General features: G+C 55.9%; 27 protein-coding genes. 18 read left to right on the top strand and 9 right to left on the bottom strand.

Going from position 1 to position 24,749, the window contains the following annotated elements:
• The first annotated feature begins 149 nt into the window (after window positions 1-149).
• The 3 genes from AC2FH2_RS03870 to tig all read left to right on the top strand — a co-directional run bounded on the left by AC2FH2_RS03870 (window position 150) and on the right by tig (window position 4,767).
• Complete coding sequence (locus AC2FH2_RS03870; RefSeq protein WP_496822913.1) at window positions 150-1,856, top strand: NAD(P)H-hydrate dehydratase; 1,707 nt, start codon at window positions 150-152, stop codon at window positions 1,854-1,856.
• A 271-nt stretch (window positions 1,857-2,127) separates the two neighbouring features.
• A complete protein-coding gene (locus AC2FH2_RS03865; protein ID WP_496705912.1) occupies window positions 2,128-3,252 on the top strand; it encodes a porin in 1,125 nt (374 codons plus the stop codon).
• A gap of 183 nt (window positions 3,253-3,435) precedes the next feature.
• Complete coding sequence (tig, locus tag AC2FH2_RS03860; protein WP_142635092.1) at window positions 3,436-4,767, top strand: trigger factor; 1,332 nt, start codon at window positions 3,436-3,438, stop codon at window positions 4,765-4,767.
• 97 nt (window positions 4,768-4,864) lie between these two features.
• On the opposite strand, the gene AC2FH2_RS03855 is transcribed toward tig, so the two are convergent.
• From AC2FH2_RS03855 to rpsF, 6 genes are all read right to left on the bottom strand, one after another.
• Window positions 4,865-5,722, bottom strand: a complete 858-nt coding sequence (locus tag AC2FH2_RS03855; protein ID WP_142633135.1) for an acyl-homoserine-lactone synthase — start codon at window positions 5,720-5,722, stop codon at window positions 4,865-4,867.
• Window positions 5,723-5,819: 97 nt separating this feature from the next.
• Window positions 5,820-6,521 (bottom strand): helix-turn-helix transcriptional regulator, encoded by a 702-nt coding sequence (locus AC2FH2_RS03850; protein ID WP_185956601.1) that lies wholly within the window; start codon window positions 6,519-6,521, stop codon window positions 5,820-5,822.
• A 191-nt stretch (window positions 6,522-6,712) separates the two neighbouring features.
• Window positions 6,713-7,189, bottom strand: a complete 477-nt coding sequence (locus tag AC2FH2_RS03845; protein WP_496676153.1) for a transglycosylase SLT domain-containing protein — start codon at window positions 7,187-7,189, stop codon at window positions 6,713-6,715.
• A 152-nt stretch (window positions 7,190-7,341) separates the two neighbouring features.
• A complete protein-coding gene (gene rplI, locus AC2FH2_RS03840; protein WP_142633139.1) occupies window positions 7,342-7,962 on the bottom strand; it encodes a 50S ribosomal protein L9 in 621 nt (206 codons plus the stop codon).
• A gap of 12 nt (window positions 7,963-7,974) precedes the next feature.
• The gene (rpsR, locus tag AC2FH2_RS03835) at window positions 7,975-8,202 is read right to left on the bottom strand and encodes a 30S ribosomal protein S18 (RefSeq protein WP_005608650.1); all 228 of its coding nucleotides are present in this window, start codon (window positions 8,200-8,202) and stop codon (window positions 7,975-7,977) included.
• Window positions 8,203-8,230: 28 nt separating this feature from the next.
• Window positions 8,231-8,584 carry a 30S ribosomal protein S6 gene (rpsF, locus tag AC2FH2_RS03830; RefSeq protein WP_142633142.1) on the bottom strand — a complete coding sequence of 118 codons (354 nt, stop codon included), beginning with the start codon at window positions 8,582-8,584 and terminating at the stop codon, window positions 8,231-8,233.
• Window positions 8,585-8,869: 285 nt separating this feature from the next.
• Between rpsF and AC2FH2_RS03825 the strand changes: the two genes are divergently transcribed.
• Entirely contained in the window at window positions 8,870-9,388 is a 519-nt protein-coding gene (locus tag AC2FH2_RS03825) for a hypothetical protein (RefSeq protein WP_142633144.1), read from the top strand.
• A gap of 126 nt (window positions 9,389-9,514) precedes the next feature.
• On the top strand, window positions 9,515-10,087 hold the full coding sequence (locus tag AC2FH2_RS03820; protein ID WP_281971916.1) for a YceI family protein: 573 nt from the start codon (window positions 9,515-9,517) through the stop codon (window positions 10,085-10,087).
• 58 nt (window positions 10,088-10,145) lie between these two features.
• Here AC2FH2_RS03820 and AC2FH2_RS03815 read toward each other — a convergent pair whose 3' ends face one another.
• Window positions 10,146-11,372 carry a cytochrome b/b6 domain-containing protein gene (locus AC2FH2_RS03815; protein WP_496822910.1) on the bottom strand — a complete coding sequence of 409 codons (1,227 nt, stop codon included), beginning with the start codon at window positions 11,370-11,372 and terminating at the stop codon, window positions 10,146-10,148.
• A 171-nt stretch (window positions 11,373-11,543) separates the two neighbouring features.
• On the opposite strand from AC2FH2_RS03815, the gene fabD reads away from it, so the two are divergent.
• The 7 genes from fabD (at window position 11,544) to mltG (ending at window position 17,863) form a co-directional block, all read left to right on the top strand.
• The gene (fabD, locus tag AC2FH2_RS03810) at window positions 11,544-12,482 is read left to right on the top strand and encodes an ACP S-malonyltransferase (protein WP_271947631.1); all 939 of its coding nucleotides are present in this window, start codon (window positions 11,544-11,546) and stop codon (window positions 12,480-12,482) included.
• Window positions 12,483-12,509: 27 nt separating this feature from the next.
• Complete coding sequence (gene fabG / locus AC2FH2_RS03805) at window positions 12,510-13,247, top strand: 3-oxoacyl-[acyl-carrier-protein] reductase (protein ID WP_496822909.1); 738 nt, start codon at window positions 12,510-12,512, stop codon at window positions 13,245-13,247.
• A 209-nt stretch (window positions 13,248-13,456) separates the two neighbouring features.
• Window positions 13,457-13,690, top strand: a complete 234-nt coding sequence (locus AC2FH2_RS03800; RefSeq protein ID WP_005982462.1) for an acyl carrier protein — start codon at window positions 13,457-13,459, stop codon at window positions 13,688-13,690.
• Between the two features lie 138 nt (window positions 13,691-13,828).
• Window positions 13,829-14,368: a GNAT family N-acetyltransferase gene (locus AC2FH2_RS03795; protein WP_142633154.1), complete on the top strand. Its 540-nt coding sequence runs from the start codon at window positions 13,829-13,831 to the stop codon at window positions 14,366-14,368.
• 120 nt (window positions 14,369-14,488) lie between these two features.
• Window positions 14,489-15,232 carry a 1-(5-phosphoribosyl)-5-[(5-phosphoribosylamino)methylideneamino]imidazole-4-carboxamide isomerase gene (locus AC2FH2_RS03790; protein WP_496822907.1) on the top strand — a complete coding sequence of 248 codons (744 nt, stop codon included), beginning with the start codon at window positions 14,489-14,491 and terminating at the stop codon, window positions 15,230-15,232.
• 204 nt (window positions 15,233-15,436) lie between these two features.
• A complete protein-coding gene (fabF, locus tag AC2FH2_RS03785; RefSeq protein ID WP_496822905.1) occupies window positions 15,437-16,702 on the top strand; it encodes a beta-ketoacyl-ACP synthase II in 1,266 nt (421 codons plus the stop codon).
• Window positions 16,703-17,863: an endolytic transglycosylase MltG gene (gene mltG / locus AC2FH2_RS03780; protein WP_496701318.1), complete on the top strand. Its 1,161-nt coding sequence runs from the start codon at window positions 16,703-16,705 to the stop codon at window positions 17,861-17,863.
• A 33-nt stretch (window positions 17,864-17,896) separates the two neighbouring features.
• On the opposite strand, the gene AC2FH2_RS03775 is transcribed toward mltG, so the two are convergent.
• Together AC2FH2_RS03775 and AC2FH2_RS03770 are read right to left on the bottom strand one after the other, a co-directional pair.
• Complete coding sequence (locus AC2FH2_RS03775) at window positions 17,897-19,159, bottom strand: DEAD/DEAH box helicase (protein WP_496822903.1); 1,263 nt, start codon at window positions 19,157-19,159, stop codon at window positions 17,897-17,899.
• Window positions 19,160-19,476: 317 nt separating this feature from the next.
• Window positions 19,477-20,013 carry a winged helix-turn-helix transcriptional regulator gene (locus AC2FH2_RS03770; protein WP_142633164.1) on the bottom strand — a complete coding sequence of 179 codons (537 nt, stop codon included), beginning with the start codon at window positions 20,011-20,013 and terminating at the stop codon, window positions 19,477-19,479.
• 40 nt (window positions 20,014-20,053) lie between these two features.
• On the opposite strand from AC2FH2_RS03770, the gene AC2FH2_RS03765 reads away from it, so the two are divergent.
• From AC2FH2_RS03765 to AC2FH2_RS03740, 6 genes are all read left to right on the top strand, one after another.
• Window positions 20,054-20,431 (top strand): VOC family protein, encoded by a 378-nt coding sequence (locus tag AC2FH2_RS03765; RefSeq protein ID WP_271947618.1) that lies wholly within the window; start codon window positions 20,054-20,056, stop codon window positions 20,429-20,431.
• Window positions 20,432-20,637: 206 nt separating this feature from the next.
• A complete protein-coding gene (locus tag AC2FH2_RS03760; RefSeq protein WP_281994458.1) occupies window positions 20,638-20,982 on the top strand; it encodes a hypothetical protein in 345 nt (114 codons plus the stop codon).
• Complete coding sequence (locus tag AC2FH2_RS03755; RefSeq protein WP_496822901.1) at window positions 20,891-22,261, top strand: DNA-packaging protein; 1,371 nt, start codon at window positions 20,891-20,893, stop codon at window positions 22,259-22,261. Before AC2FH2_RS03760 ends, AC2FH2_RS03755 begins: the two co-directional genes overlap by 92 nt.
• A 119-nt stretch (window positions 22,262-22,380) precedes the next feature.
• Entirely contained in the window at window positions 22,381-23,193 is an 813-nt protein-coding gene (locus AC2FH2_RS03750; protein WP_496822900.1) for a class I SAM-dependent methyltransferase, read from the top strand.
• Window positions 23,194-23,360: 167 nt separating this feature from the next.
• Complete coding sequence (locus tag AC2FH2_RS03745; RefSeq protein WP_496822898.1) at window positions 23,361-24,524, top strand: phage portal protein; 1,164 nt, start codon at window positions 23,361-23,363, stop codon at window positions 24,522-24,524.
• Entirely contained in the window at window positions 24,517-24,735 is a 219-nt protein-coding gene (locus AC2FH2_RS03740) for a GTA head formation protein, RCAP_rcc01685 family (protein WP_142633175.1), read from the top strand. The genes AC2FH2_RS03745 and AC2FH2_RS03740 overlap by 8 nt, the downstream gene beginning before the upstream one ends.
• The last annotated feature ends 14 nt before the right edge of the window (window positions 24,736-24,749 follow it).

Here is a 24,749-nt window from a genome sequence, read left to right as displayed (position 1 = left end):
TGTCAGGATGGCACTGACCACGTCTAAGATCGGGCGGCAATGTGAATGAGAAAATGGCGATGCCGGGTTGCATGGAAATTGGGTGGCCGGTGAAATTTTGAACAGTTTGCACAAAAAATAGTCAAAATTGAATCGCACGAGGGTTCAGCATGACAGATTTACTGACTGCAGCACAGATGCGGGCGATCGAACAAGCGGCCATTGAGTCCGGTGAGGTGACCGGTCTTGAGCTGATGGAACGGGCTGGGCAGGGTGTTGTCGAGGCGATTTTCGAGGAGTGGCCAGAGTTGGACAGGCGAGGGGCCAGCCCCTCGCGTTCCCTGACGTATCCGCGGCCAGATGAAGAGGATCCGTTGCGGGCAGTTGTCTTGTGTGGGCCAGGAAACAACGGTGGGGACGGGTTCGTCGTGGCCAGGCTTTTGCGGGAGCAAGGGTGGGAGGTCGCGGTGTTTCTGTATGGCGACCTAGAGAAGCTGCCGCCGGATGCGCGGGTGAATTATGAGCGGTGGCTGGAGCTGGGTGAAGTTTCTAAGCTTACCCTGCCGACACCGACCAAACGTGAAGTTTCCAAGTTGGAGAAACACGCAGCCCGACCGTCAAGTTCGCAAGGCCCTGATTTGATATTGGATGCTTTGTTTGGAACAGGGCTAATACGTCAGATTGGTGGATTGAAACCTGCTCTTTCCAAGCTTCAGATAGGTTCAGAGGCGGATGCCGATCCGTGGTGGCCGCGCGTCGTTTCGGTCGACATTCCGTCTGGTCTTTGCGCTGATAGCGGTAGGATTCTGGGGGACGAAGGTGTAATTGTTGGCGCCCACCTAACAGTGACGTTTCATAGCAAAAAGCGTGGACATCTTCTGGACGTAGGGGCCCAGTTCTGTGGAAAGACCGTCATAGTTGACATTGGGTTGTCTTCGCCAAGCGATCTCGGTTCGATCTCGCGCAAGTCTTTGGCTGATCTGCATAGCGAGCGACGTTTGAGGAGAGTGCTGTCTCAATTGGTAGATGAAAGTGGATTGCCACAGAATCTCAGCAAGGCTTCGTTTGAGCACAAATACTCGCACGGCCACGCCTTGATCATGACCGGAGGCCCCGGCAAAACCGGTGCTGCGCGGCTGGCAGCGCGGGGGGCGCTGCGGATTGGGGCGGGGTTGGTGACTCTGGGCGTGCCTCCTGCGGCTCAGATGGAGGTTTCGGTGCAAGTGACGGCGGTCATGTTGCAGCGGGTCGAGAGCGCGGATGGTCTGTCGAAAATCCTAGAGGATGAGCGGCTGAATGCTCTGTGTCTCGGCCCCGGTCTAGGGCTGGACCGTGCGCGCGATCTGGTGCCGGTTGCGTTGGCTGCGGAGCGCGCAACGGTTCTGGATGCTGACGCACTGACGGCTTTCGCGGATGATCCTGCAGCCCTGTTTGGGATGCTGCATGAAAACTGTGTTCTCACCCCGCATGGCGGCGAGTTTGCGCTGTTGTTCCCGGACATTGCGGAAAAACTGAAGGCGGTTCCCATCAAGGGTCCGGCCTATTCCAAAGTGGACGCCACCCGAGAGGCTGCCGGGCGGGCAGGGTGCGTGGTTCTGTTCAAGGGACCCGATACCGTGATTGCGGATCCGAACGGCCGATGCTCAGTGAATTCGGCCGTTTATGAACGTGCGGCGCCCTGGTTGGCGACAGCCGGGGCCGGGGACGTGTTGGCGGGGTTTATCACCGGGTTGCTGGCGCGGCGGTTCTCGCCCTTGCAGGCCGCGGAAACTGCGGCATGGCTGCATGTGGAATGTGCGCGATCTTTCGGGCCGGGGTTGATCGCTGAAGATTTGCCCGAACAGTTGCCACGGGTTTTGCGGGAAGTGGGTTCTTAATCGTCTCGGCGAAAATCCGCCGCTGCAGTATTCGATGTCCCAAAATGAGCGTATGATGAAATTCAGGTCAGGCGTCAGTATTGCGGCAAGCGGTCTGGGTGACTTGGATGACATATATTCTATCGTTTTGAAGTAGATCAAATTAACACCCTTCAGCTGCGGTTATATTCGCACAAGATGCGCGAGCTGAATGGGCCCGAGACAGGGGATCATAGAGAAATCGCGCACAAGCGAGCAGTGCCCGTAAATGGATCCATTATGGTGAATGACTATGACCCAGAAAGTATCAATAAGCACGATTGCGACCTGCCTGACCGCTGCATCGGCCATCCCAGCAGCGGCGGAGCTTAGATATAACAACAACAGCGGCGGTTATGTTGAGCTGTATGGCCAGTTTAACCCCGTAATTGTCTCAGTTGACGACGGGGATGAGACGGAAACCCGTTTGCTGGACAATGATCTGTCCAACAGCCGTGTAGGGCTGTTTTTGATGCAACCCTACGGTAGCAATGAGTTTACCTTCCGTTTCGAATCCGGTCTGGGCCTGCCGAGCACGGGGAGCGCCAACCAGGAAGGGACAAATGCCGATGGTTGGAACCGTGAAGATATTCGGCACGTCGATTTTGCGTTGAAGGGTGGCTATGGTAAATTTTCTGCCGGGCAGGGTAGCATGGCCTCGGATGGAGCGGCCGAATCCGATCTATCCTATGTTGGCACGGCGCTCTATTCGTTCACCAATGATGAGAATGGCGCCTTCTTTTATCGTGAGTCTGATGGAATGCTAAGCGGCATTACCGTTGGTGACACATCTGATAACTTCGATGGTTCAAGGCGCGGGCGCATTCGCTATGACACGCCAGATTTCAACGGGTTTTCGGCAGCGATAGCCTATGGTCAGAACATCCTGTCCAGCAGCGATGACGATGATTACTACGATGTGTCGGTGTCCTATGGAAATACCTTATCCAACGGGGTGGAGATTGCTGCATCCCTTGCCTACGCCGTGCGCGATTACGATAGCGGATCCGGGGAGAGAAAAGACACAATCGGGTCCGCCTCGGTTCTGCTGCCCAGTGGTTTCAGCGTAACCGCAGCTTTGGGTACAAGAGATGACACTTCCAGCGGTGCCAGTGACCCGAATTATTGGTATGCGAAGCTTGCGTATGAAGACGATTGGGTGTCATGGGGTAAGACTGGTATCGGCATCGACTATTTCGACGGATCTGATTTCTCGATCGACGGCTCAAGTACGAAGGCCTGGGGTATTGCTGTCGTACAGCGCATCGACAGTATCAATACCGATGCCTACTTGAAATACCGTAACCATGATTTCGATGACACCACGAGTTTCGATGACAACGAGGCTTGGGTGCTGGGTGCGCGCTGGAAGTTCTGATCCCGCGAACAATTCCTCAAGAACGCTCCGGCCAGGTCCGGGGCGTTTTTTTGGTCAAATCGGCGGCAAAACAAGGCTGATCCGGGCTTTGCCCCTTGCACGCGGGCGGCTGGGCAAATAGAAGGCCTCAAATTTGCCCGGCGCGCCGTTTTGCGCGCCCCGAATCCTATGGGGACTACCATAATGCAGGTTACCGAGACGCTGAACGAAGGTCTGAAACGCGGCTATAACATTGTCGTATCCGCAGCTGAGCTGGACGACAAAGTTAACGAGAAACTGGTCGAAGCACAGCCTGAAGTCGAGATGAAGGGCTTCCGCAAAGGCAAGGTACCGATGGCACTGTTGAAAAAGCAGTTCGGTCAGCGTCTGCTTGGCGAGGCGATGCAAGAAAGCATCGACGGTGCAATGAACCAGCATTTCGAAGACAGCGGTGAGCGTCCGGCACTTCAGCCTCAGGTGAAGATGACCAATGAGGATTGGAAAGAAGGCGACGACGTACATGTCGAGATGTCTTATGAGGCCCTGCCTGCCATCCCTGAGGTCGACCTGAAATCGGTTGAATTGGAAAAGCTGGTTGTCAAAGCCGATGACGCGGCCGTTGAAGAAGCGCTGGGCAACCTGGCCGAAACCGCGCAGGATTTCAAATCCCGCCGCAAAGGCTCGAAAGCCAAGGACGGCGACCAGATTGTGTTCGATTTTGTCGGCAAGGTTGATGGCGAAGAGTTCGAGGGCGGATCCGCTGAAGACTATCCGCTGGTTCTGGGTTCCAATAGCTTCATCCCCGGTTTCGAAGAGCAGCTGGTTGGCGTAAAGGCCGAGGAAGAAAAAGACGTAAACGTCACCTTCCCCGAAGAGTACGGTGCCGAGCATCTGGCCGGCAAAGACGCTGTGTTTACCTGCACCGTCAAGGATGTGAAAGAACCCGTCGCCGCCGAGATCAACGATGAGCTGGCCACCAAATTTGGTGCAGAAGACTTGGAAGCGCTGAAAGGCCAGATTTCAGAACGTCTGGAAGCGGAATATAGCGGTGCTTCGCGGGCGGTGATGAAGCGTGCTCTGCTGGACGCATTGGACGTGAAGGTTTCGTTTGATCTGCCACCGTCGCTGGTAGATGCCGAGGCCAAGCAGATCGCACACCAGCTGTGGCACGAAGAAAACCCGGAAGTGGAAGGCCACGACCACGAAGAGATCGAACCGACTGACGAGCACAACAAGCTGGCCGAACGCCGCGTGCGTCTTGGCCTGTTGCTGGCCGAGCTGGGCCAGAAGGCCGAAGTTGAAGTCACCGATGCCGAGATGACCCAAGCGATCATGAACCAGGCGCGCCAATACCCTGGTCAGGAACGCCAGTTCTTTGAGTTCGTGCAGCAGAACGCTCAGATGCAGCAGCAACTGCGCGCGCCGATCTTCGAAGACAAAGTCATCGACTATATCGTCGAGCTGGCCCAGGTTGCGGATAAAGAAGTCAGCAAAGACGACCTGCAGAAAGCCGTAGAGGCATTGGAAGAGGAGTAATCCTCTTCTGCCCATAGAATTCTTATGGGCACAAAAAACGGAGCCGTCTGAAAAAGACGGCTCCGTGTGGGTGGCTTTATGCTATGAGGTGAGGGGGTCAGGCCTCATGAGCAAAAGCACGGGGGGTCCTTAGCAGAGCAGTTTTCTGCTCTGGGGTGAACCGATCCGAAACTGCTTCGATCAGGTTCAATACAGCTTCGGCTTCGGCTTTTGTGGTTGCCGAATTCATCTGTTCGACAAAGTATTTTTCCATCTGGCTTAGTGGCTGGTGGTCGTAATTCGCCACACCTGTATCTGCCGGTGTTTTGTTTCTGGCATACAGATCTATTGCCTGCTCGTCCGTCAGGAATACATCGTGAGCGATGTTCGCATATTCCCGAATTCCGGAAATTCTCTCATCTGAGCAGTCCATCAAAGCGGCCATGGCTACGACTTTACCCATGGGCTTAGCACTGCCGAGGTAGTCATAAGGCGCGTTACCGGACCTTTGCAGAACGCGGTTCATAACTGGATCAATCACCGCGATCGAGTCAAGAACGCCAGCCGCTTTGGCATATTCGAAAGAGCCAATCATAACTTCGCTGGTCACATAGGATACAGAATTTTCACCGCGCCCTCGGCCCAGTTTTTTAGTATCGACACAGAACCGGGTGGCTTCCCAGACTTGCGCGCTCCGAATTGGAGGTTCTCCATCCAGGATCGAATGGAAAACATCGGACAGCATATGCGGTCCTTTGGTTTGCAGTAGTCTCATGCACCCGACAACGTCCCCCTCGTCGTCGATGCTGACTACATGTGCTGGATGCAGATCATCGAAGTGGTCGCGCTCGCGCCCATCCTCAATATTGACCTCCCAACCAAGGCGATCGCCGAAAACACGAGCGCGCAGTTTGAACATGTCATCCAAGACATCTTTGAACTTATGTTGATTAATACCATCAATAACGATGATCATTTCCATCCCCCTACAGTCTGGTTACCGTGGGGATTAGGTTAACCAAGAAATAAGCGCAGACTATTAGGGATTTCCCGTAGAAGTGCTTTTTTTTTGATTAACCAGGGGCAATTAGACCCAGGCCGATCGCACGACCAATAGCCTGTGAGGTGGTCAGTGCGCCCAACTTTTCACGCCCGGACCGCATATGAACTTCGACGGTACGGTGTGAAATAGACAAAATATCACCGATATCTTGTTGCGACTTTCCGTCAGCTACCCATTGGAGGATTTCCTGTTCGCGTGTGGACAGCGTGGGCAGGTAAAGAGCTTTGGCCAGCAAGCCGGATTGCATAACAGTATCGTGGGCTTGAACGGCAGCAAGTTGCAGATCACCCATGACATGTTTCTTTAGCTTATCCCATTCGGAATCCGAACAGTCCCGGGTAACGTTTAACAGTCCGCATTCACCATAAGGTCCACGAACAGGAACTGTTAACCCTCTGGAACTAATGCCAAAATCATGGGCGTCACGGAACACCGCGTTGAACTTCTCGTCCTGATCAAAGCGTCCCCAATCAACGGGCGCAATGCTTAGGACAGATTGATAAAGCGTCGGATCGAAGTGATGAAAGCCCTGGCTGCCATAGTGGATTTTCCACTCATCAGGATAGTTTGCATAGCCCTGCACATCACCTTTCACAGGGTTAAAGGTGGCATAAGACGCATAGTCGAAGCCAAGCTCTTCGCAGACGGCGTTTATAACGTCAGCGGCCGACTTCTCTGTGTGGTCGACCGCGGCCAAATCTATAAGTTTCACCTGTCCAACCCTTGTGGCGGCATATCTCTCCCCCAAGACATGCCAGACTTGTCCTTAGGGGTATACGTTGCGTCAACCACAGGGCATTGTGCAAGCAAATTGTTCGCCTTGTGTAGTCATATTGCGATGTAATGGCAACAGAATGGTCCGAAACAGCATGTCTCAGATGATTCGTTTCGGGGTAAATCCGGTTATTCCGGACGTAGCCCTGTTTCGACCAGCATCCCACGTGCCTTGGCTTCGGGATAGAACCCTTTTGCGTAAAGGAATATGGCGCGTTGCTGGTCGCCGTCGGACAATAGCCAAGCGCCCCGCAGATATTTCCCGGCAAATTCGAGATTTGTGTCTGCATCCAAAAGGCCTTTGGCGTTTCCAGTATATCCCATTGAACGAGCTGTGGCCGGCAGGATTTGCAGCAAGCCATAATAGGGCCGATTCACAGCCCAAGGTCGGTGGGTGCTTTCGCGAATTGCTAGCTTGTGCACCAGTTCGCGCGGCACTTCGTAGTGGTCGGCCCATTTGTTTATGGAGGCCCGCAGTTCCGGTGTTTCGTTGGGATAGAGCGGAGGATCAAACGTGTTCTGGGTTGGGGTATCGGGCCCTCCGCACGCCGCAAAGGGTGCAATTAACAATAATGCCAATACACTGCGGCGCAGAAGAAATGTCATTGATCGTCTCCGAATAGTTATTATGCGATGATAGGAAACCTATTGATGACCGCAAGCAAAGGCCGGGGCCCAAGCTGGATTTCGCCGGGCGGAGGCATAAAAAAGGCCGCACAGATCGTGCGGCCTTTCTTGTTCAATTCGAAACCCGAGGATCAGGCTTTAGCTTCGTCTTCTTCGGCCGAAGCATCCTGAGCAACCAGATCGTCGTCGTCGGAAGCGGCGGACCCGATATCGTCGAACAGCTCGGCGATTTCGAATTCTGCGGCGGCTTCTTCTTCGGCGGCCAGTTCCTGAATCGATTTGCCAGATGCCTGTAGTTCGGCTTCTTCTTGCGAACGAGCAACGTTCATTTCGATTTTCACTTCAACCTCGGGGTGCAGTTTAACTGCGACTGTGTGCAGACCCAGGTCCTTGATCGGTGCGATCAAGGCAATCTGCTTCTTGTCGACAGTGAAACCTGCTTCGGTAGCGGCGTCTGCGGCGTCACGCGGGGTGACCGATCCGTACAGTGCGCCGGCATCCGAGGCCGAGCGAATCACGATGAATTGCTGTCCGTCCAGCTTTTCAGCCAGCGCTTCAGATTCTTTCTTGGATTCCAGGTTGCGGGCTTCAAGCTGCGCTTTCTGGGCTTCGAACGACGCGATGTTGGCGTCCGATGCGCTCAGCGCTTTGCCCTGAGGCAACAGGAAGTTGCGGGCATAACCGGACTTGACGTCAACGACGTCGCCCATCTGACCCAGTTTCGCAACGCGTTCCAGCAGGATAACTTGCATGTCAGTATCTCCTTACTTAACGGCGTAGGGCAGCAGGGCGAGGAAGCGGGCGCGCTTGATAGCACGGGCCAGTTCACGCTGCTTTTTCGCCGAAACGGCGGTGATGCGCGAAGGTACAATCTTGCCACGCTCAGAGATGTAACGCTGCAGCAGACGAGTGTCTTTATAGTCGATCTTCGGCGCGTTCTCACCCGAGAACGGGCAGACCTTGCGGCGGCGGAAAAATGGTTTTGCGGCCATGGTTTAGTGTCCTTTCTTCAGGCGTTAATCAACGGCGCTCGCGGCGGCCTTCGCGCTCGTCGCGCTTCTGCATCTGGACCGAAGGGCCCTCGTTGTGCTCGTCGACCTTGATGGTCAGAACGCGCATAACGTCGTCATGCAGGCGCATCAGGCGTTCCATTTCCTGAACGGCGCCAGCGGGAGCGTCGGTCTTGAGGAAGGAATAGTGACCCTTGCGGTTCTTGTTGATCTTGTAGGCCATCGTCTTGACGCCCCAGTACTCGCTGTCGATGACGTTGCCGCCATTGTCAGCCAGAACGGTGCCGAAATGTTCGACGAGGCTTTCTGCCTGCGCGTTGGACAAATCCTGACGCGCGATCATTACATGCTCATATAGTGGCATGTGCACTCCTGTTTCTATCAAGGCGCATTTCATAGGCGGGGCCGTTTCGTCCTTCGCGACCCTGCCACGAGAGGCTGCGCGATTCATGTCGTTTGCGAAGGATGGCCCGATATACACGTTTGTACGCTGGGGGCAAGGCCTGCCACAGATGCCTTTGTGAAGTCGCGCTATTTCCTCTGCGCTGCCCAATTCCTGACGCTTTTCGGCTCAAAGTTGTTTTGTATACCGGAAATTAACCGGACTGACAAAAGTTGGAACGGCAACCTGAGAAACAGGGTACTGAAAATGACCGCGATTAACACAAATACCTTCGAGAAATCCGCCACAGGCGTAAGTTTTGAAAAGTCAGTGCCGGTGCTCATTAGCTTTGCACCAAATTGGAAAGCTCGGATGGTTCTGGCCCGTGTGGCTGGTGCGCTACTGATAGTTTCTGCCTTTTCCATGTGGTTGATGCCCAGCACGGCAATGGCCGCTGAAGTCTGGCCGATCAAATTGGCGGCTTCTCTGATGTTCCTTCTGGTAGGTGTCAGCCTTCTGACCATCGAAGTTCTGGACGCGCGTCCTGATGCGTATTTTGACCCGATCCGCCGCGAGGTCCGGGTATTGCAAAAAAATGAAAATGGCCGCCCGCAAACAGTTTTGCGCCGGAGCTATGACAGCCTGGGTGGTGCCCGTTTCATTGAAGACCAGATCGAGTTGTTCGATGTGGACGGCAGCCTGTTGATGAAATTGCCGCTTGAATCGGCGGATGTCAGCCGAGCGCTCAAAGGTCAACTTAGCGGAAGTGTAACAATTTTCGCCTGAGTTTTATTCTGTTCAAATAAGAACAGATATTGTGAAATAATATTACTTGTGTGCTGCCCTAGGGCAGCACATTTTCGTTGTCGAGCAACCCAAGAGGTTTGCATCTACAAAATTGCGGAGATTATCATGAAATCCACCCTTCTTGCAGCAGCGCTCGCGGTTTCGGCCACAACGGCATTTGCCGGCGCCGAAAAATACGTCCTGGACTCAAGCCACAGCCAAGTTCTTTTCAGCTATAACCACCTTGGCTTCTCGACCACCCATGGCATGTTCTCGGGGTTTGAAGGCGAGATCATGTTCGATCAGGAAAACCCGGCTGCATCCAGTGTTACAGTATCCATGCCAGTGGTTGAGATGATTACCGGTTGGAAGCCACGTGAAGACCACTTTATGTCCGAGGATTTCTTTGGTGTGACCGAAGGAGAAATGGTGACCTTTACCTCTACTGGTATCGAAGTCACGGGCGAAAACACTGCCAACATCACTGGCGATCTGACTATGAACGGCGTGACCAAATCGGTTGTTCTGGATGCCAAGCTGAACCAAGTGGGTGAACATCCTATGGCAGGAAAGCCCTGGGCCGGTTTCGACGCCACCACCACCTTGGTGCGTAGTGAGTTCGACCTTGGTCAGTTCGCGCCATTCGTAAGTGACGAAGTCGAACTTCAGATTTCAGTCGAAGCCCAGAAGGCCGACTAATACCATTGCAACGAGTTGAAACGAGGCCGCCGGAGTAACCCTTCGGCGGCCCATTTTCTTAGTTGCCACGTTTTGCTGAAAGATCAACTGATACTGTAACAGCAAAACCCAGCGAATCCTCGGTCGACTGCGAAGTGCCGATGTCGAAATCCAGCCGGTTCAGATCAAGCTGTCCTGATATAGCTGCGCTGTCATCCTGAAGGTCGAGAGTAAATGGCAACACTACGTCCACACTCTTGTCGCGAATGGTCAACGCGCCGCGCGCTTCGTACCCGTCCTCAGTTTTGAAGAGATCAGCTTTGAATTGAGCGGTTGGAAATTGCGCACTGTCGAAGAAATCAGCACCCATTGCCTGATCTGTGACTGTCCCGAGCTTGAGCGACGTTATCGCGATTGTGACATCTGCTGATCCGGCTAAGCCCGGCGTGGGCGGATCTTCGAAAGCGATTGCAGCGGTCCAATCGGAAAAGCTGCCGGTTACCGGGCTGCCCAGCTGGGTGATGGTAATGCTTAGATTGCCTTCCTGGACGTTCCAGTCGGACTGTACCTGGGTCAGTTCTGCGACCTCTGTGCTAGCTGTAGATTGGTGGTCAAACGCGCCGATTGACCATCCTCCGACCAGAACGGCACCCCAAATGGCCAAAGAGGCCAATGCGGGCGTCATTGAATGGCTTTGCTCTGGCGGTTCCGGTGCATCCGAGGCGCCCGGCATCATTCGACGCAGCGTGCTGTCTTTGTCGATAATGTGGTGTTTTAGCGCCCCGGCGACGTGCAGCGCGACTGACCCGGCCAGTGTCCAGACGAACAGCCAATGCAGGCTTCCGGTCAGCTCTGCCAGAAACTCGGATTTTGGTATAAGGGGTAGGTCCTGTCCGAAGGGCCACAAAATCGGAGCGAAACCTTCGGCGGCAGCGTGATGGGTCCAACCGGTCAGTGGGGCCAGAACCAAAGATGCGTAAAGCAGCCAATGCACGGTTTCAGCTGCAAAGGCCTCGGGCTTGTTCTCGGCGTTCAATAGGCCGGGTTTGGTCTGCGTTATCGCCCACAAGATACGCGCGAGCGCGACGAAGAAAACAGTGACCCCGACGGTTTTATGGAGAGAAAAGAGGCTGGCGGCGCGTGCAATGTCATCTTCGGTTGTGGCTATAGCAGGATCATAAATCGCATGAGCCAATCCGTTGGCGACCCACCCCAGAGGGAATGCGGTGAAGATAAGTAACGCGGTCAGCCAGTGAAAAGTTTTGGTTACGCTTCCATAGCTTGAGAAGGTGTTTGACGAAGGCATCTGAGGCTCCGGAAGGTGGATCGTATGCAACAACCTACCGCTACAAGCCTAGGACACAATAGCAAGGGATGCACAGAGCCGGTGCCAAAGTGCAGAGATCAGGCAAAGCTTGTGCCGCGCGGTCTGTCGGTTTACACCCCGCGGCAACCTAACGTCATCCAAGAGGTTGCAATGACACGCGCATTTGTTTTCCCGGGGCAAGGTGCCCAGACTATCGGTATGGGTAAGGCTCTGGCCGAGGCCTATCCGGCTGCACAGGCTGTATTCGACGAGGTGGACGAGGCGCTCGGGGAAAAGCTGAGCGATCTGATCTGGGAAGGTGATATTGCGGACCTGACCCTAACCCAGAACGCGCAGCCAGCGCTAATGGCGACCTCGATGGCTGCGATGCGAGCCCTGGAGGCCAATGGGATTTCGATTGCGGATGCTGGTTTTGTCGCTGGGCATTCGCTGGGGGAATACTCCGCGCTCGCTGCGGCAGGGGCATTGTCGGTCGCTGATACGGCGCGCCTTTTGCGCACCCGCGGGCAAGCGATGCAGAGTGCGGTTCCCGTTGGAGAGGGCGCAATGGCCGCTATTCTTGGATTGGATCTTGATGCTGTGCGCGCTGTTGCAGACCAAGCTGCCCAGGGTCAAGTTTGTCAGGCTGCCAATGACAATGATCCCACACAAGTCGTGGTATCAGGCGCAAAGGCTGCTGTGGAACGCGCCGCCGAAATCGCCAAAGAAAAAGGCGCCAAGCGCGCGGTCATGTTGCCCGTCAGCGCACCTTTCCACTGTGCATTGATGCAACCTGCAGCTGATGTCATGGCCGAAGCCCTGGCAAATGTCGAAATCAAAGCTCCTGCCGTGCCATTGGTTGCCAATGTGCGGGCCGAGGCTGTCACAGATCCCGATCTGATCCGTGGGTTGCTGATCGAGCAGGTCACAGGTTCGGTTCGCTGGCGCGAAAGCGTACTGTACATGGTTGCGCAAGGCGTGAGTGAAACTTGGGAAATCGGGGCGGGCAAAGCTCTGTCCGGTATGATTCGCAAAATTGACCGTGCGATCGTTGGTAAAGCTGTCGGTACGCCTGATGACGTGCAGAATGTGACTCAGGCCGAATCGTAAGACACCGAGCATCAAGAGGAAGACCGAATGTTTGATTTGACAGGTAAGAATGCACTGATCACCGGTGCATCGGGCGGGATCGGTGGCGAAATTGCGCGAAGTTTGCATGAAGCCGGTGCAACTGTGGCTTTGTCTGGAACGCGAGTTGAGCCGCTACAGGCTCTGGCCGACGAATTGGGTGAACGCGCCCATGTTCTGCCCTGCAACCTGAGTGATGCCGAGGCGGTGACAGCCCTTCCGAAGCAGGCTGCTGAGGCAATGGGATCGGTTGATATCCTGGTGAATAATGCCGGGATCACGCGAGACAATCTGTTCATGCGCATGTCCGATGATGAGTGGCAGAGCGTGATCGACGTCAACCTGACATCTACTGCCCGGCTGTGCAAAGGCGTTTTGAGGGGCATGATGAAAGCGCGCTGGGGCCGGATCATTAATATCTCATCGGTGGTGGGTGCGACAGGGAACCCGGGACAGGCCAACTATGCTGCATCCAAAGCAGGCATGGTGGGCATGACCAAATCGTTGGCCTATGAGGTTGCCAGCCGTGGAATCACCGCCAATGCGGTGGCACCCGGTTTCATTACGACTGCAATGACCGACAAACTGACCGAGGAACAGAAATCTGGGATTTTGACGCAGGTTCCTGCCGGTCGTATGGGTGACCCCTCGGAAATTGCTGCGGCTGTGCTGTATCTTGCAAGTGCCGAAGCCGGATATGTTACCGGAACCACCTTGCATGTGAACGGCGGTATGGCCATGTTGTGAGCGCGGATCGAGGTGGGCGCGAAAGCGTTTGCCTCGGGCGTTGTCTGTGTTATAGGCGGCGCACATATGCAGGGGCTGGCCGGATGGTCAACCTTCTACTTACCCGGTAATCGGGGACCTAAACCGCCCAGAACGGGCACATCAAGGCCAGCCTGAGCGGGCAAGGGCAGAACCGGGCACTATGCCCTGAAATGAAATGAGGAATAGACATGAGCGACGTCGCAGATCGCGTTAAAAAGATCGTTGTTGAGCACTTGGGTGTTGAAGAAGATAAAGTGACCGAAAACGCGTCCTTCATCGACGATCTGGGTGCAGACAGCCTGGACACTGTTGAGCTGGTTATGGCCTTCGAAGAAGAGTTCGGCATCGAGATTCCTGATGACGCAGCCGAAACCATCCAAACGTTTGGCGACGCCGTCAAATTCATCTCTGAAGCGTCTTAAGACCTTCTTTATCCGCTAAAACGGCGCTTCCGGGCAACGGAGGCGCCGTTTTTTTTGCCCAGCCGGAATTCGCGCTTGCCAGATAGCTATTGACCCGCAACCATTTACGCGAGGCAGGAAATTCTGAGCGGGCAGGGCATGCTACGATCCACCCCGATGATAAATACGGCACGTCTGATGCTTTGTGCTATGCGTCCCGACGACTTTAGTCGTTACGCTGAGATTTGGCGGAACCCTTGTGTTGTGCGCCATCTTGGCCGGGAACCGTTATCGCGGGGCGAAGCGTGGGAATCCTTTCTGAGGAATGCCGGCCACTGGCAGATGGCCGGTTTTGGCCAATGGGCCGTCTTTCGACAGTCGAATCGTCAGATGATAGGTCAAGCTGGCTTTTTCTATCGTAACCGAGGGTTAGGCGACGACTTCGACAGCTTTCCCGAGGCCGGATGGCTATTGGCACCAGAAGCCCAGGGGCAGGGATTTGGTCTTGAAGCGGCTCAGGCCGCACATGACTGGTTTGACAGAATAATGCCTGGACCACTGGTTTCCCTGATTGATGCTGAAAACCACGCGTCGCAGAATCTGGCGGCAAAGCTTGGTTATGAGCTCATGGCCGAGCGCGACTATATGGGAAGTCAGGTGAACCTGCTGAAAAGAAACGGGCCGCCCAAACTGGCTTAACCTTTCTCTTTGATCGTGCCGCAAATTGCCTTTGGTTTGCCGAAACTGGAAATTCTCGCCGATAGGGTTGAGGGTATGGTATCCTCTATTGACGTTGCGATTGAGCGGAGGAGCAAGCTCATGAGGATTTACCCTACGATGGAACTGCAGAACGGCCGCTGTGTCACACTGGACAAGGGTCGTCTGGATGAGGCCATGATTTGGCACGTGAATCCCGCAGAAACGGCACGCAGTTGGGCCGATGCTGGAGCCGAGTGGATGCACTTGACCGATTTTGACGCGCTTGAAGGGCGCGATACCAATTCGGAGTTGGTTGAAGAGATCATCCGTTCTGCCGAAATCCCTGTGCAGTTGGCAGGTGGTATGAGATCGCGCGAGCAAGTCGAGCATTGGATCGACAAGGGCGCAGGCCGGATTGTTATCGGCACTATGGCTGCGTGGGATCCAAATCTGGTGAAAGAACTGGCCAAACTCTACCCGGACCAAATCGTTCTGGCCGTGGACGTATGGCAAGGCTCAGTGATGACCGACGGTTGGCGTAGTCAAAGTGCGTTTACACCAGAGGCCTTTATCGAAGCGTTTTCAGAGACGCCGTTTGCGGCAATTCTGGTCACTGATATCGATAGCGACATGGAAGACGTTGAGGCACAGCTGGGCCTGATCTCGGGGCTGGCAGAGACATCTCGCACACCGATCATCGCAAGCGGTGTGGTCCGCACGACAGATGATATCTCGCGGTTGGCTTATATCCCGAATATTTCGGGCGCCTTGGTTGGCCGCGCGCTGTTCAGAAAGACGCTCGAGCTTTCAGATGCGCTGAATGTTGCCAGCACAGCGCACGAACCGGTTGCGGCGTTTCAGTAAGATTTCTTCCAAAACAACAGGTTCCGCCCTTTCATGTCCAGTGAAAGGGCGGGCTTTCATCTGGCCAGGAGCCGCATTGCAAGAGTGTATACTGTAGGTGTTCCGCTCAATCTGCTTGTGTGATGATTGCGCCTTGCTCTTGCCCCCGCACCCCGGCCCGGGGTATGAGCGTTTCTCAAACAGGAAGCAGGCAAGAGGCATTTTATGCGCAGAGTCGTTGTAACCGGTCTTGGGTTGGTCACTCCATTGGCCAGCGGGGTCGAGGAAACATGGTCGCGGTTGCTGGATGGGGAATCCGGTGCAGGCCCGATCACGCAATTTGATGCTGAGGCAAGTGGGGTCACCACAACGTATGCCTGCGAAGTTCCGCGAGGCGACGGCACCGACGGGACATTCAATCCTGACGACTGGATGCCGCCGAAAGAGCAGCGCAAGATCGAAGACTTCATTCTGTACTCGATTGCAGCTGCTGAAATGGCCTGCAAGGATTCCGACTGGCTACCCGAGGATGAAGAGGCGCGTTTGCGCACTGGCGTTCTTATCGGTTCAGGTATCGGTGGGCTGGGTTCCATCGCGGCAACGGCTAACCTGATCCGCGACAAGGGCCCTCGACGGGTGTCGCCTTTCTTTATTCCAGGCGCGCTGATTAACCTGGCCTCGGGTCAGGTGTCGATCCGCCATGGATTCAAAGGCCCGAACCATTCGGTTGTGACTGCATGTTCGACCGGTGCTCACGCTATTGGTGACGCAAGTCGCATTATCCGTGCCGGTGACGCTGACGTAATGGTTGCCGGTGGTGGCGAAGGGTGCATTTGCGAAATCGGTATCGCTGGATTCAACGCTTGCAAGGCGCTGTCGACCAAATACGCGGATAACCCCAAAGCAGCCAGCCGCCCCTATGACGTCGACCGAGACGGTTTTGTCATGGGTGAAGGTTCGGGCATCGTTGTTCTGGAAGAGTACGAACACGCAAAAGCGCGTGGCGCGAAAATCTATGCCGAAGTTCTGGGCTATGGCATGTCCGGTGATGCCTATCATATCACCGCACCCAGTGAGGACGGCGATGGCGCAGAGCGTTCTATGAGCGCAGCGCTACGCAGCGCGGGGCTGGAGCCGAAGGACCTAGACTATATTAACGCGCATGGCACATCGACCATGGCCGATACCATTGAATTGGGTGCGGTCGAGCGTCTTCTGGGCGAGCATTCGGCGAATGTAACGATGAGTTCGACCAAATCGGCCACGGGCCACCTGTTGGGCGCAGCAGGCGCGATCGAAGCCATTTTCTCGATCCTCGCAATCCGCGATCAGGTTGCGCCACCGACGATCAATTTGGACAACCCAGCGGTCGAGACGCAGATTGATCTGGCTCCGAATGCTAAGCGTGAGCGCAAGATTGATGTGGCGCTGTCAAACTCGTTTGGATTTGGCGGCACCAATGCAAGTGTGATCTTCGGAAAGGCCAGCTAAATGTGGCGCGCTTTGGCCTCCAACATGCTGACCATCCTGGTGGTCGGCCTGTTTCTTGCCGGTGGACTGATTTTATGGGGGCAGGCGCGATACAAGAATGCGGGCCCTCTGGAAACTGCGATGTGTTTGCAGGTCGAACGTGGCTCAAACATGACGCAGGTCAGCCGACAGCTGGAGGATCAGGGCGCGATCAGCAGCGCTACTATATTCCGTATGGCGGCGGATTATACCGACAAGGCACCTCAGCTGAAGGCAGGCAGCTTTCTGGTCCGCGAGGGTGCTTCGATGGAGCAGATCATTGATGAGATTACGCGGAGCGGGGCCAGTACCTGCGGATCCGAGATTGAGTACCGGATCGGTGTAACCCGCATACAAACCCGTGTACGCGAATTGAACCCCGCAACATTGGACTTCGATGAAATCGCATCGTTCGATGTGACGGAAGAAGAAGTGCCCGCGGCTTATACCCAAAAGCGCGAAGACTCGGACACACGGTACCGGGTCTCGATTGCTGAGGGTGTTACATCCTGGCAGGTGGTTGAGGGTCTTAAGCAGATCGACGCGTTGACGGGAGATATCCCTGAAATACCGGCCGAAGGGGCGCTGGCACCGGACAGCTATGACATTGTGCGAGGTGCCGATCGGGCGGCAATCCTGCAGTCGATGCAGGATAAGCAGCAACTGCGCATTAACGCCGCCTGGGAAGGGCGGCAGGATGATTTGCCAATCAAAACCCCCGAAGAGATGCTGATTTTGGCGTCAATCATCGAAAAGGAAACTGGTGTTCCGCATGAGCGTGGACAGGTTGCTAGCGTATTTGTAAACCGGCTTGAGCGAGGCATGAAGCTGCAGACGGACCCGACTGTAATCTATGGTGTCACCAAGGGGCAGGGCACGTTGGGCCGAGGCCTGCGCCGCAGCGAACTGCGCCGTGCAACGCCTTGGAACACTTATGTGATTGATGGGCTCCCGCCAACACCTATCGCAAATCCTGGTCTTGCAAGTCTTGAAGCCGCAGTTTCGCCCGAAGCGACTGATTTTGTTTTCTTTGTTGCAGATGGCACCGGCGGACATGCTTTTGCCGAGACACTGGATGAGCATAATCGAAACGTCGCCAAATGGCGTGAGATTGAGGCCGAGCGCCAAAGCACCGGAAACTAAAAAAGGCGCCGCGAATAGCGGCGCCTTTTAGATTTAGGCGGCGGAGGATCGACGCGGTCGCCGACGTTTTGGGCCTCCGGGATTGCCCGACTTGTTAGCTGCTTGCGGCTTTGGACCACGGCGACGGAACCCTCCGCCTTTCCGCGATTTTGCGGGTTCGGCGAACTCGGGCATTGTGCCGCTGGCGACCGGAATCTCAATTTTCATCAGTTTCTGAATCTGCTTCAGTTGATCCAGTTCATCCGGTGCACAGAAAGCGATCGCCTCGCCTTCGCGTCCGGCACGGGCGGTTCGGCCAATGCGGTGGACGTAGTTATCCGGCACTTCGGGTAGGTCGTAGTTGATGACATAGGCAACGCCCGGGATGTCGATGCCGCGAGCGGCCACGTCTGTTGCCACCAAGACATTTATTTCGCCTGCGCGGAAAGCTTTGATCGCCCTGTCACGCTGTCCCTGACTTTTGTTGCCATGGATCGAGGCGGCGTTGAAGCCGTCGGCCACGAGGCCCTTCATCAGCTTCTCGGCGCCATGTTTTGTACGCGAAAACACCAGCGTCAGAGCTTCTTTATCCGCAGATAAAATCTCGCGCAGTTTGCTCGGTTTTTCCGCGCGGCTCAGGAAATGAACCGATTGGGTGATCTTGTCGGCGGCTTTACCCGGAGGGGACACTTGAATGCGTTGCGGGTTTGTCAGGTAGGCCTGGCTGAGTTCTTCCATCTGCTTGGGCATAGTGGCAGAGAACAGCATCGTTTGGCGGGGCGTACCCAACTGCGGTGCAATCCGGCGCAGAGCATGAATAAAGCCCATGTCCAGCATCTGATCGGCTTCGTCCAGTACCAGATGACGTACCGAGCCGAGGTCGACCGCTCTGCGTTCCATCAGGTCGATCAAACGACCAGGGGTGGCAACCAGAATGTCTGTGCCGCGTGCCAGAAACGAAATCTGCCTACTGATGGACTGACCGCCAACAACTGTCGCCACACGCAGCTTCGTATTCGTGGTCAAATTGCGCAGGCTATCTGCGATTTGGTTGACCAGTTCACGGGTCGGGGCAAGGATCAGAGCCTTGGCGGTTTTCGGCGCAGGCTTGCCGGTCTGAGCCAGCAGGTGGTCGATCAGAGGTAGGCCAAAAGCCAGCGTCTTGCCGGTGCCGGTCTGGGCAAGGCCCAGAATATCGTGCCCCTGCAATGCCATGGGGATTGCCTGGTTCTGAATCGGAGTGGGTTGTGAAAAATTGGCGCGTTTCAATGCGTCATTCAGGGCCGGGGCAAGACCCAGCATATCAAAGTCGAACAAATATCATTCCTTTTTTGCCCCTGGCGACTGGATCACCACGGGCGACATAAATCAGCAGCGCAATATGCGATGCCAACAGGGTTACGCTAAGACTCTGGATGCACAGGCGTTTCCTGCGGCATCCGGCCGTCGCATTCAGAACCCTGCGTGAAGGGGAACTATGGGGTGAATCGAGCGCTGTGGAGCAGGTCGGACCTGCCAATGCTCACGCGTCAGCGCTTTGTTAAGGCGCTCATGCAGGTTGCGGGGCGGAATGTCAAGCTGTGCGTTATAGATCACATCCGGCGAAAAGGATCGTTGTGGGCTGTCTGCAACCTTTAAGCAGTGAGATTGACCGCTTGGTTGATCGCAAAACCTGTTCTTACAGCTCGATATGTAGGGAAGGGCATCCGCGCGGCAGTTTCAATGTCCCGTCGGATCCAGTCGAGCGCCTCTAGCTGTTGAAGGGACGACGACAGCGCCCGATCCGTGATCGATACCAAATCCGATTTGATGGCGGAAAAGCGGTGCGGAGTGCCGGTGAGTGCCAGGATCGGGACGGTCCAGGATTTACGGACGAGCTTGAACTTGGTGTCATCCGGAACGGCGTTTACGATTGCGCTGGCCATACTGGCGGCTTCGATCCCCGGCAGGGTTAATCGGAATTCAGGGCGCAATGGGTGCCCGTGGCCCGGATTCCTTTCGATCAGGTCAAGGCGTATGAGATGGTCCAGACTTGCCGCGAAGGCAGTTCTTCCTGCGCTGGTGGCAGCAAGCAGAGCGGCCTGCCTGCCAGGAGTACCGGAATGCATGAGTGCCAGAATATTCAGCGACCAAGCTCGGGAGGTCAGCTTGACAAGCAAATTAATGTCCATAAAGTATAGTTAATATAATTTAGCTCAAAAGGAAAGATTGATGCCCCTTGTTTCTTTGAAAAACACGATCACCCTTGCGATTTCGGTTCGGGACCGCCATGCAAGCGCCGAATGGTTCAGCGACAAATTGGGGTTTGAACTTTCCCATCACATAGACGAGGCGGGTTGGAGTGAGATGCGCACCAATGTGGATGGCGTCACATTGGGTTTAGGAGAGCAGGCCGAGCCCTCACCGGGAAATTGTGTTCCAGTGTTTGAGGTCGCCGATATCTCCACCGCGCGCAGTGCGTTAGAGGATGCAGGGGTGGCATTCGACGGTGCGACGGAAACGATCGAAGGAATGGTCAGCACGGCCACGTTTTATGATCCGGATATGAATGCGCTGATGCTGGCACAGGATTTGACTGGCAGCAGCTAAAGACGCGCGCGGGGAAGAAATTGTTAACCTGCACCGAACGTTCCCTGTTGCGTGGGTGTTGCGCAATTCATTGACTTTTCGAACTTAATTTGGTACGAACTGTGTCATGCTAGAAGAAGTGAGCAACGGCCTCGGGGTAACATCCGGCGGCCGTTTTTCGTTTCTCTCGTGCGGAGAAAACTCACGCATGAGGTCAATACGCAAACATGACATTGATTACCCCGGAAGAGCGGATTTCCCAAACGGCTGACTTGTTGCAGTCACTTGAGACATCCATTCGCGGTCTGCGCAAAGCAGCGGAAGAACTGCGCAGGCAGATCAGTGCCGGGGAGGATGCAGATATTGCTGGTGCAGGTAAGCAACTGGGACAGCTTGAGGGGCTGATCCGAAGTTGCCAAAAAGTGGAGACAAGCTTTGTCGAACAACATCACAGACAAGCCGGAGTTGCTCAAGGGGGCTATGCGCTCGACCTTGATCGGGCACGATCTGAGATCGGGTGCAGGCTGGCTCGCCTCCGCGCCTGTTGCGGTGCAGGACAGATTTCTGAGTGAGATCGGGGAGGGGGGGCTGTGCGCCCTCCCTTTCCTGTTTGAGTTCTGGGCGCTGCCGCATCAATTGCCGCCAGAAGGTGACTGGCGGTCCTGGGTGATCATGGGCGGGCGCGGAGCCGGTAAGACCCGGGCCGGGGCTGAATGGGTGCGGTCTATGGTCGAGGGGTCTTTGCCGTTGGACACGGGTAAGGCGCGCCGGGTGGCTCTGCTTGGCGAGACGTTTGATCAGGTGCGCGACGTGATGATCTTTGGCGATAGTGGGATATTGCAATGCTCACCACCGGATCGTCGACCTATTTGGAAGGCGTCAGAGCGAAAACTAGTCTGGCCAAATGGGGCCGAGGCGCAGGCGTTCTCGGCCCATGATCCTGAGGGGTTGCGCGGGCCACAATTCGATGCGGCCTGGGTTGACGAGCTGGCCAAGTGGAAAAAGGCTGGGGAGACATGGGATATGCTGCAGTTTGCTTTGCGGTTGGGGGATCAGCCCCGGGTCTGTGTGACAACTACGCCGCGCAATGTGAAGGTTTTGAAGGACTTGCTGGCGTCTCCGTCCACGGTGCAGACCCATGCGCCGACCGAGGCGAACCGGGCCAATCTGGCGGAGTCGTTTTTGGACGAAGTGCGCGCGCGGTATACGGGGACGCGGCTGGGGCGGCAGGAGTTGGACGGGGTGTTGCTGTCGGATGCGGAAGGCGCGCTGTGGACCGGTTCGATGCTGGAGGCGGCGCGATGCGCACAGGTTCCTGCGTTGGATCGCATCGTCGTGGCGCTGGACCCGGCGGTGACGTCCGGTTCTGGCGCGGATGCCTGCGGGATCGTGGTTGTTGGCGCGCAGGTGCAGGGGCCGCCCGAGGAGTGGCGCGCTTACGTGCTGGCCGACCGCACAGTGCAAGGCGCGGGTCCGGCTGGCTGGGCGCAGGCGGCGATTGACGCGATGGATGAGTTCGGGGCCGAGCGGCTGGTGGCCGAGGTCAATCAGGGCGGGCAACTAGTCAAGGAGGTGGTGCGGCAGGTGGACCCTCTGGTCCCTTATCGCGCGGTGCGGGCGTCTCGCGGCAAGGTCGCGCGGGCCGAACCTGTAGCGGCTTTGTACGAACAGGGGCGGGTGGCGCATATGGCGGGGCTGGACGCGTTGGAGGAGCAGATGTTCCAGATGACCGCGCGCGGGTTCGAAGGGCAGGGCTCGCCCGACCGGGTCGACGCTCTGGTCTGGGCGTTACATGAGTTGGTTGTGGGGCCTGCGGGGGCGTATCGGCGGCCTAGGGTGCGGAGTTTGTGAGGATAAAAACAGGCGGAGAGTGGCGGTTGAAGAACTGATCGCGGTCCGAAGTGACGTGGCCAGCGATTTATGCTAGGAATACACCCTTTGCGACCACGGGGTCGGGGAGGGATTTCGTAGTGTCTACAAGTGACAAAAACTTCACCGGCTCAATTCCAGACATTTATGATGAATTTCTGGTTCCATTGATTTTCGAATCTTATGCCGCAGACTTGGCAAAGAGAGTCGCTGATACCAAACCCAAAGCTGTTTTGGAGACCGCCGCAGGTAGCGGAGTAGTAACACGTGCGTTGGCCCCGCTGCTGAGCGACGAAATTCGTTATGTGGTTACTGATTTAAATCAACCGATGTTGGACAGAGCGTCAACGCAGCAACCGAAAGCCAATCGAATAGAATGGAAGCAGGCGGATGCGTTGGCGTTGCCCTTTGAGGCAAATACATTTGACGTTGTCTGTTGCCAGTTTGGGGTGATGTTTTTTCCAGACAAAGTAGCTGGTTACAAAGAAGCCCTTCGTGTTTTGAAGAATGGCGGGTGTTTTATCTTCAATGTTTGGGACAGTATCGAAGAGAATGAGTTTGCGCATAGCGTGACGAAGACGGCATCTCGGTTTTTCCCGGAAGATCCCCCAGTGTTTTTAGCAAGAACGCCCCATGGGCACGGCAATATTGATTCAATTGTCGATGATCTTAAGGAAGCTGGTTTTACGGATATCGAAACACTGACCATTTCCGAGCAAAGCCGAGCGAGCAATCCGCAAGCTCCGGCAGTGGCTTACTGCCAGGGGACACCGCTTAGAAATGAGTTGGAAGAACGTGCTGCGGGCTCATTGACTGAAATTACAGACGCCGCCGCCGCCGACATCGAAAAGCTGTTTGGTAAAGGGCCGGTGTCCGGCAAAATTCAGGGGCATGTTTTTCTTGCGAGACCGTAAACGCCAAATTGATTTTTCTACCCACTCTATTCGCTTCTGCGTTGTGAATTTGTAAGAATTCCAACCCGTTGCCCTACCCCCGTACGTTCTATTCCCGAGGCATAAACTTCTCTGCGTCATAACTCCTTTCAACAAGCCGGGCAGAGCGGCGGCAGAAAGGAGCACAGATGGTATTCGATTTCTTGCGTCGTGGAGCGGCAGAGGAAGCGCCCGAAGCAAAGGCAAGCGCAGCCGGACCCGTGGTTGCATGGCAAACCGGTGGGCGCGTGGCGTGGAGCCCTCGGGACGCTGTATCGCTGACGCGGACGGGGTTTTCGGGGAATCCGGTGGGGTTCCGCTCGGTCAAGTTGATTGCCGAGGCGGCGGCGGCGTTGCCGCTGGTGCTGCAGGATCAGGCGCAGCGGTATGAGACGCATCCGATCCTGTCCCTGATGCGTCGCCCGAATGCGGCGCAGGGACGGGCAGAGTTGATGGAGGCCTTGTTCGGGCAGTTGCTGCTGTCGGGCAATGCCTATGTTGAGGCTGTGCAGGCCGAGGAAGGACTGCCGGTTGAGCTGCATGTGCTGCGATCCGATCGGATGAGCGTGGTGCCGGGAGCGGATGGCTGGCCCAAGGCGTATGATTACGCTGTGGGCGGCAAGAAACACCGGTTTGCGGCGGAAAATATCTGTCATATCAAGTCGTTCCACCCGCAAGATGATCATTACGGGTTCTCGCCGATGCAAGCGGCGGCGATGGCGATTGATGTGCATAACAGCGCGTCGCGTTGGTCAAAATCGCTGCTGGACAATGCGGCGCGGCCTTCGGGGGCGCTGGTCTGGAAGGGCGGTGATGGCCATGGAGTTATGGCCGAGGACCAGTTCCGGCGTCTGTCCGATGAGATTGAGCAGAACTATCGCGGGGCGCGGAATGCTGGTCGTCCGATGGTTCTGGAAGGGGGGTTGGATTGGAAGCCGATGGGCTTTTCGCCCTCGGACATGGAGTTTCAGAAGACCAAGGAAGCCGCCGCCCGCGAGATCGCGCTGGCCTTTGGGGTCCCGCCGATGCTGCTGGGGATACAAGGCGACGCGACCTATTCGAACTATCAGGAGGCCAACCGGGCGTTCTATCGCCTGACAGTGCTGCCTCTGGTGACGCGGGTGGCGGCGGCGGTGTCGGAGTGGCTGGCGGGTTTTTCCGGTGAGGAATTGGTGCTGAAGCCCGATCTGGATCAGGTGCCTGCGCTGTCGGCGGAACGGGACGCGCAATGGGCGCGGGTCAATGGGGCCGAATTCCTGAGCGATGCCGAAAAGCGCGCCTTGCTGGGGCTGCCGGAGCGTGCGGATGGCTGAAGGATATCCGCCATTCGATTGCGCGCCAGGCTTGCGGCTGGCCGCGCATGAGCGGGTGGCCGAGATCCAGCATGAACATCTGTGCAGGCGGCTGGATCAGATCGAAGAGATGATGGAGCGGCTGGAGAGGCGATTGTGGCTGACGGTGTATGGCGTGGCAGCGGTGATCCTGGCGCAGGCGTTTCAGTCATTCCTTTCAGTAACACCATGAATTCAGCAGGTTAC

The organism is Ruegeria sp. YTSA105, assembly GCF_059610225.1.
Note: the sequence above shows the minus strand (reverse complement) of the source record. Positions and strands in the feature narration are given on the sequence as shown.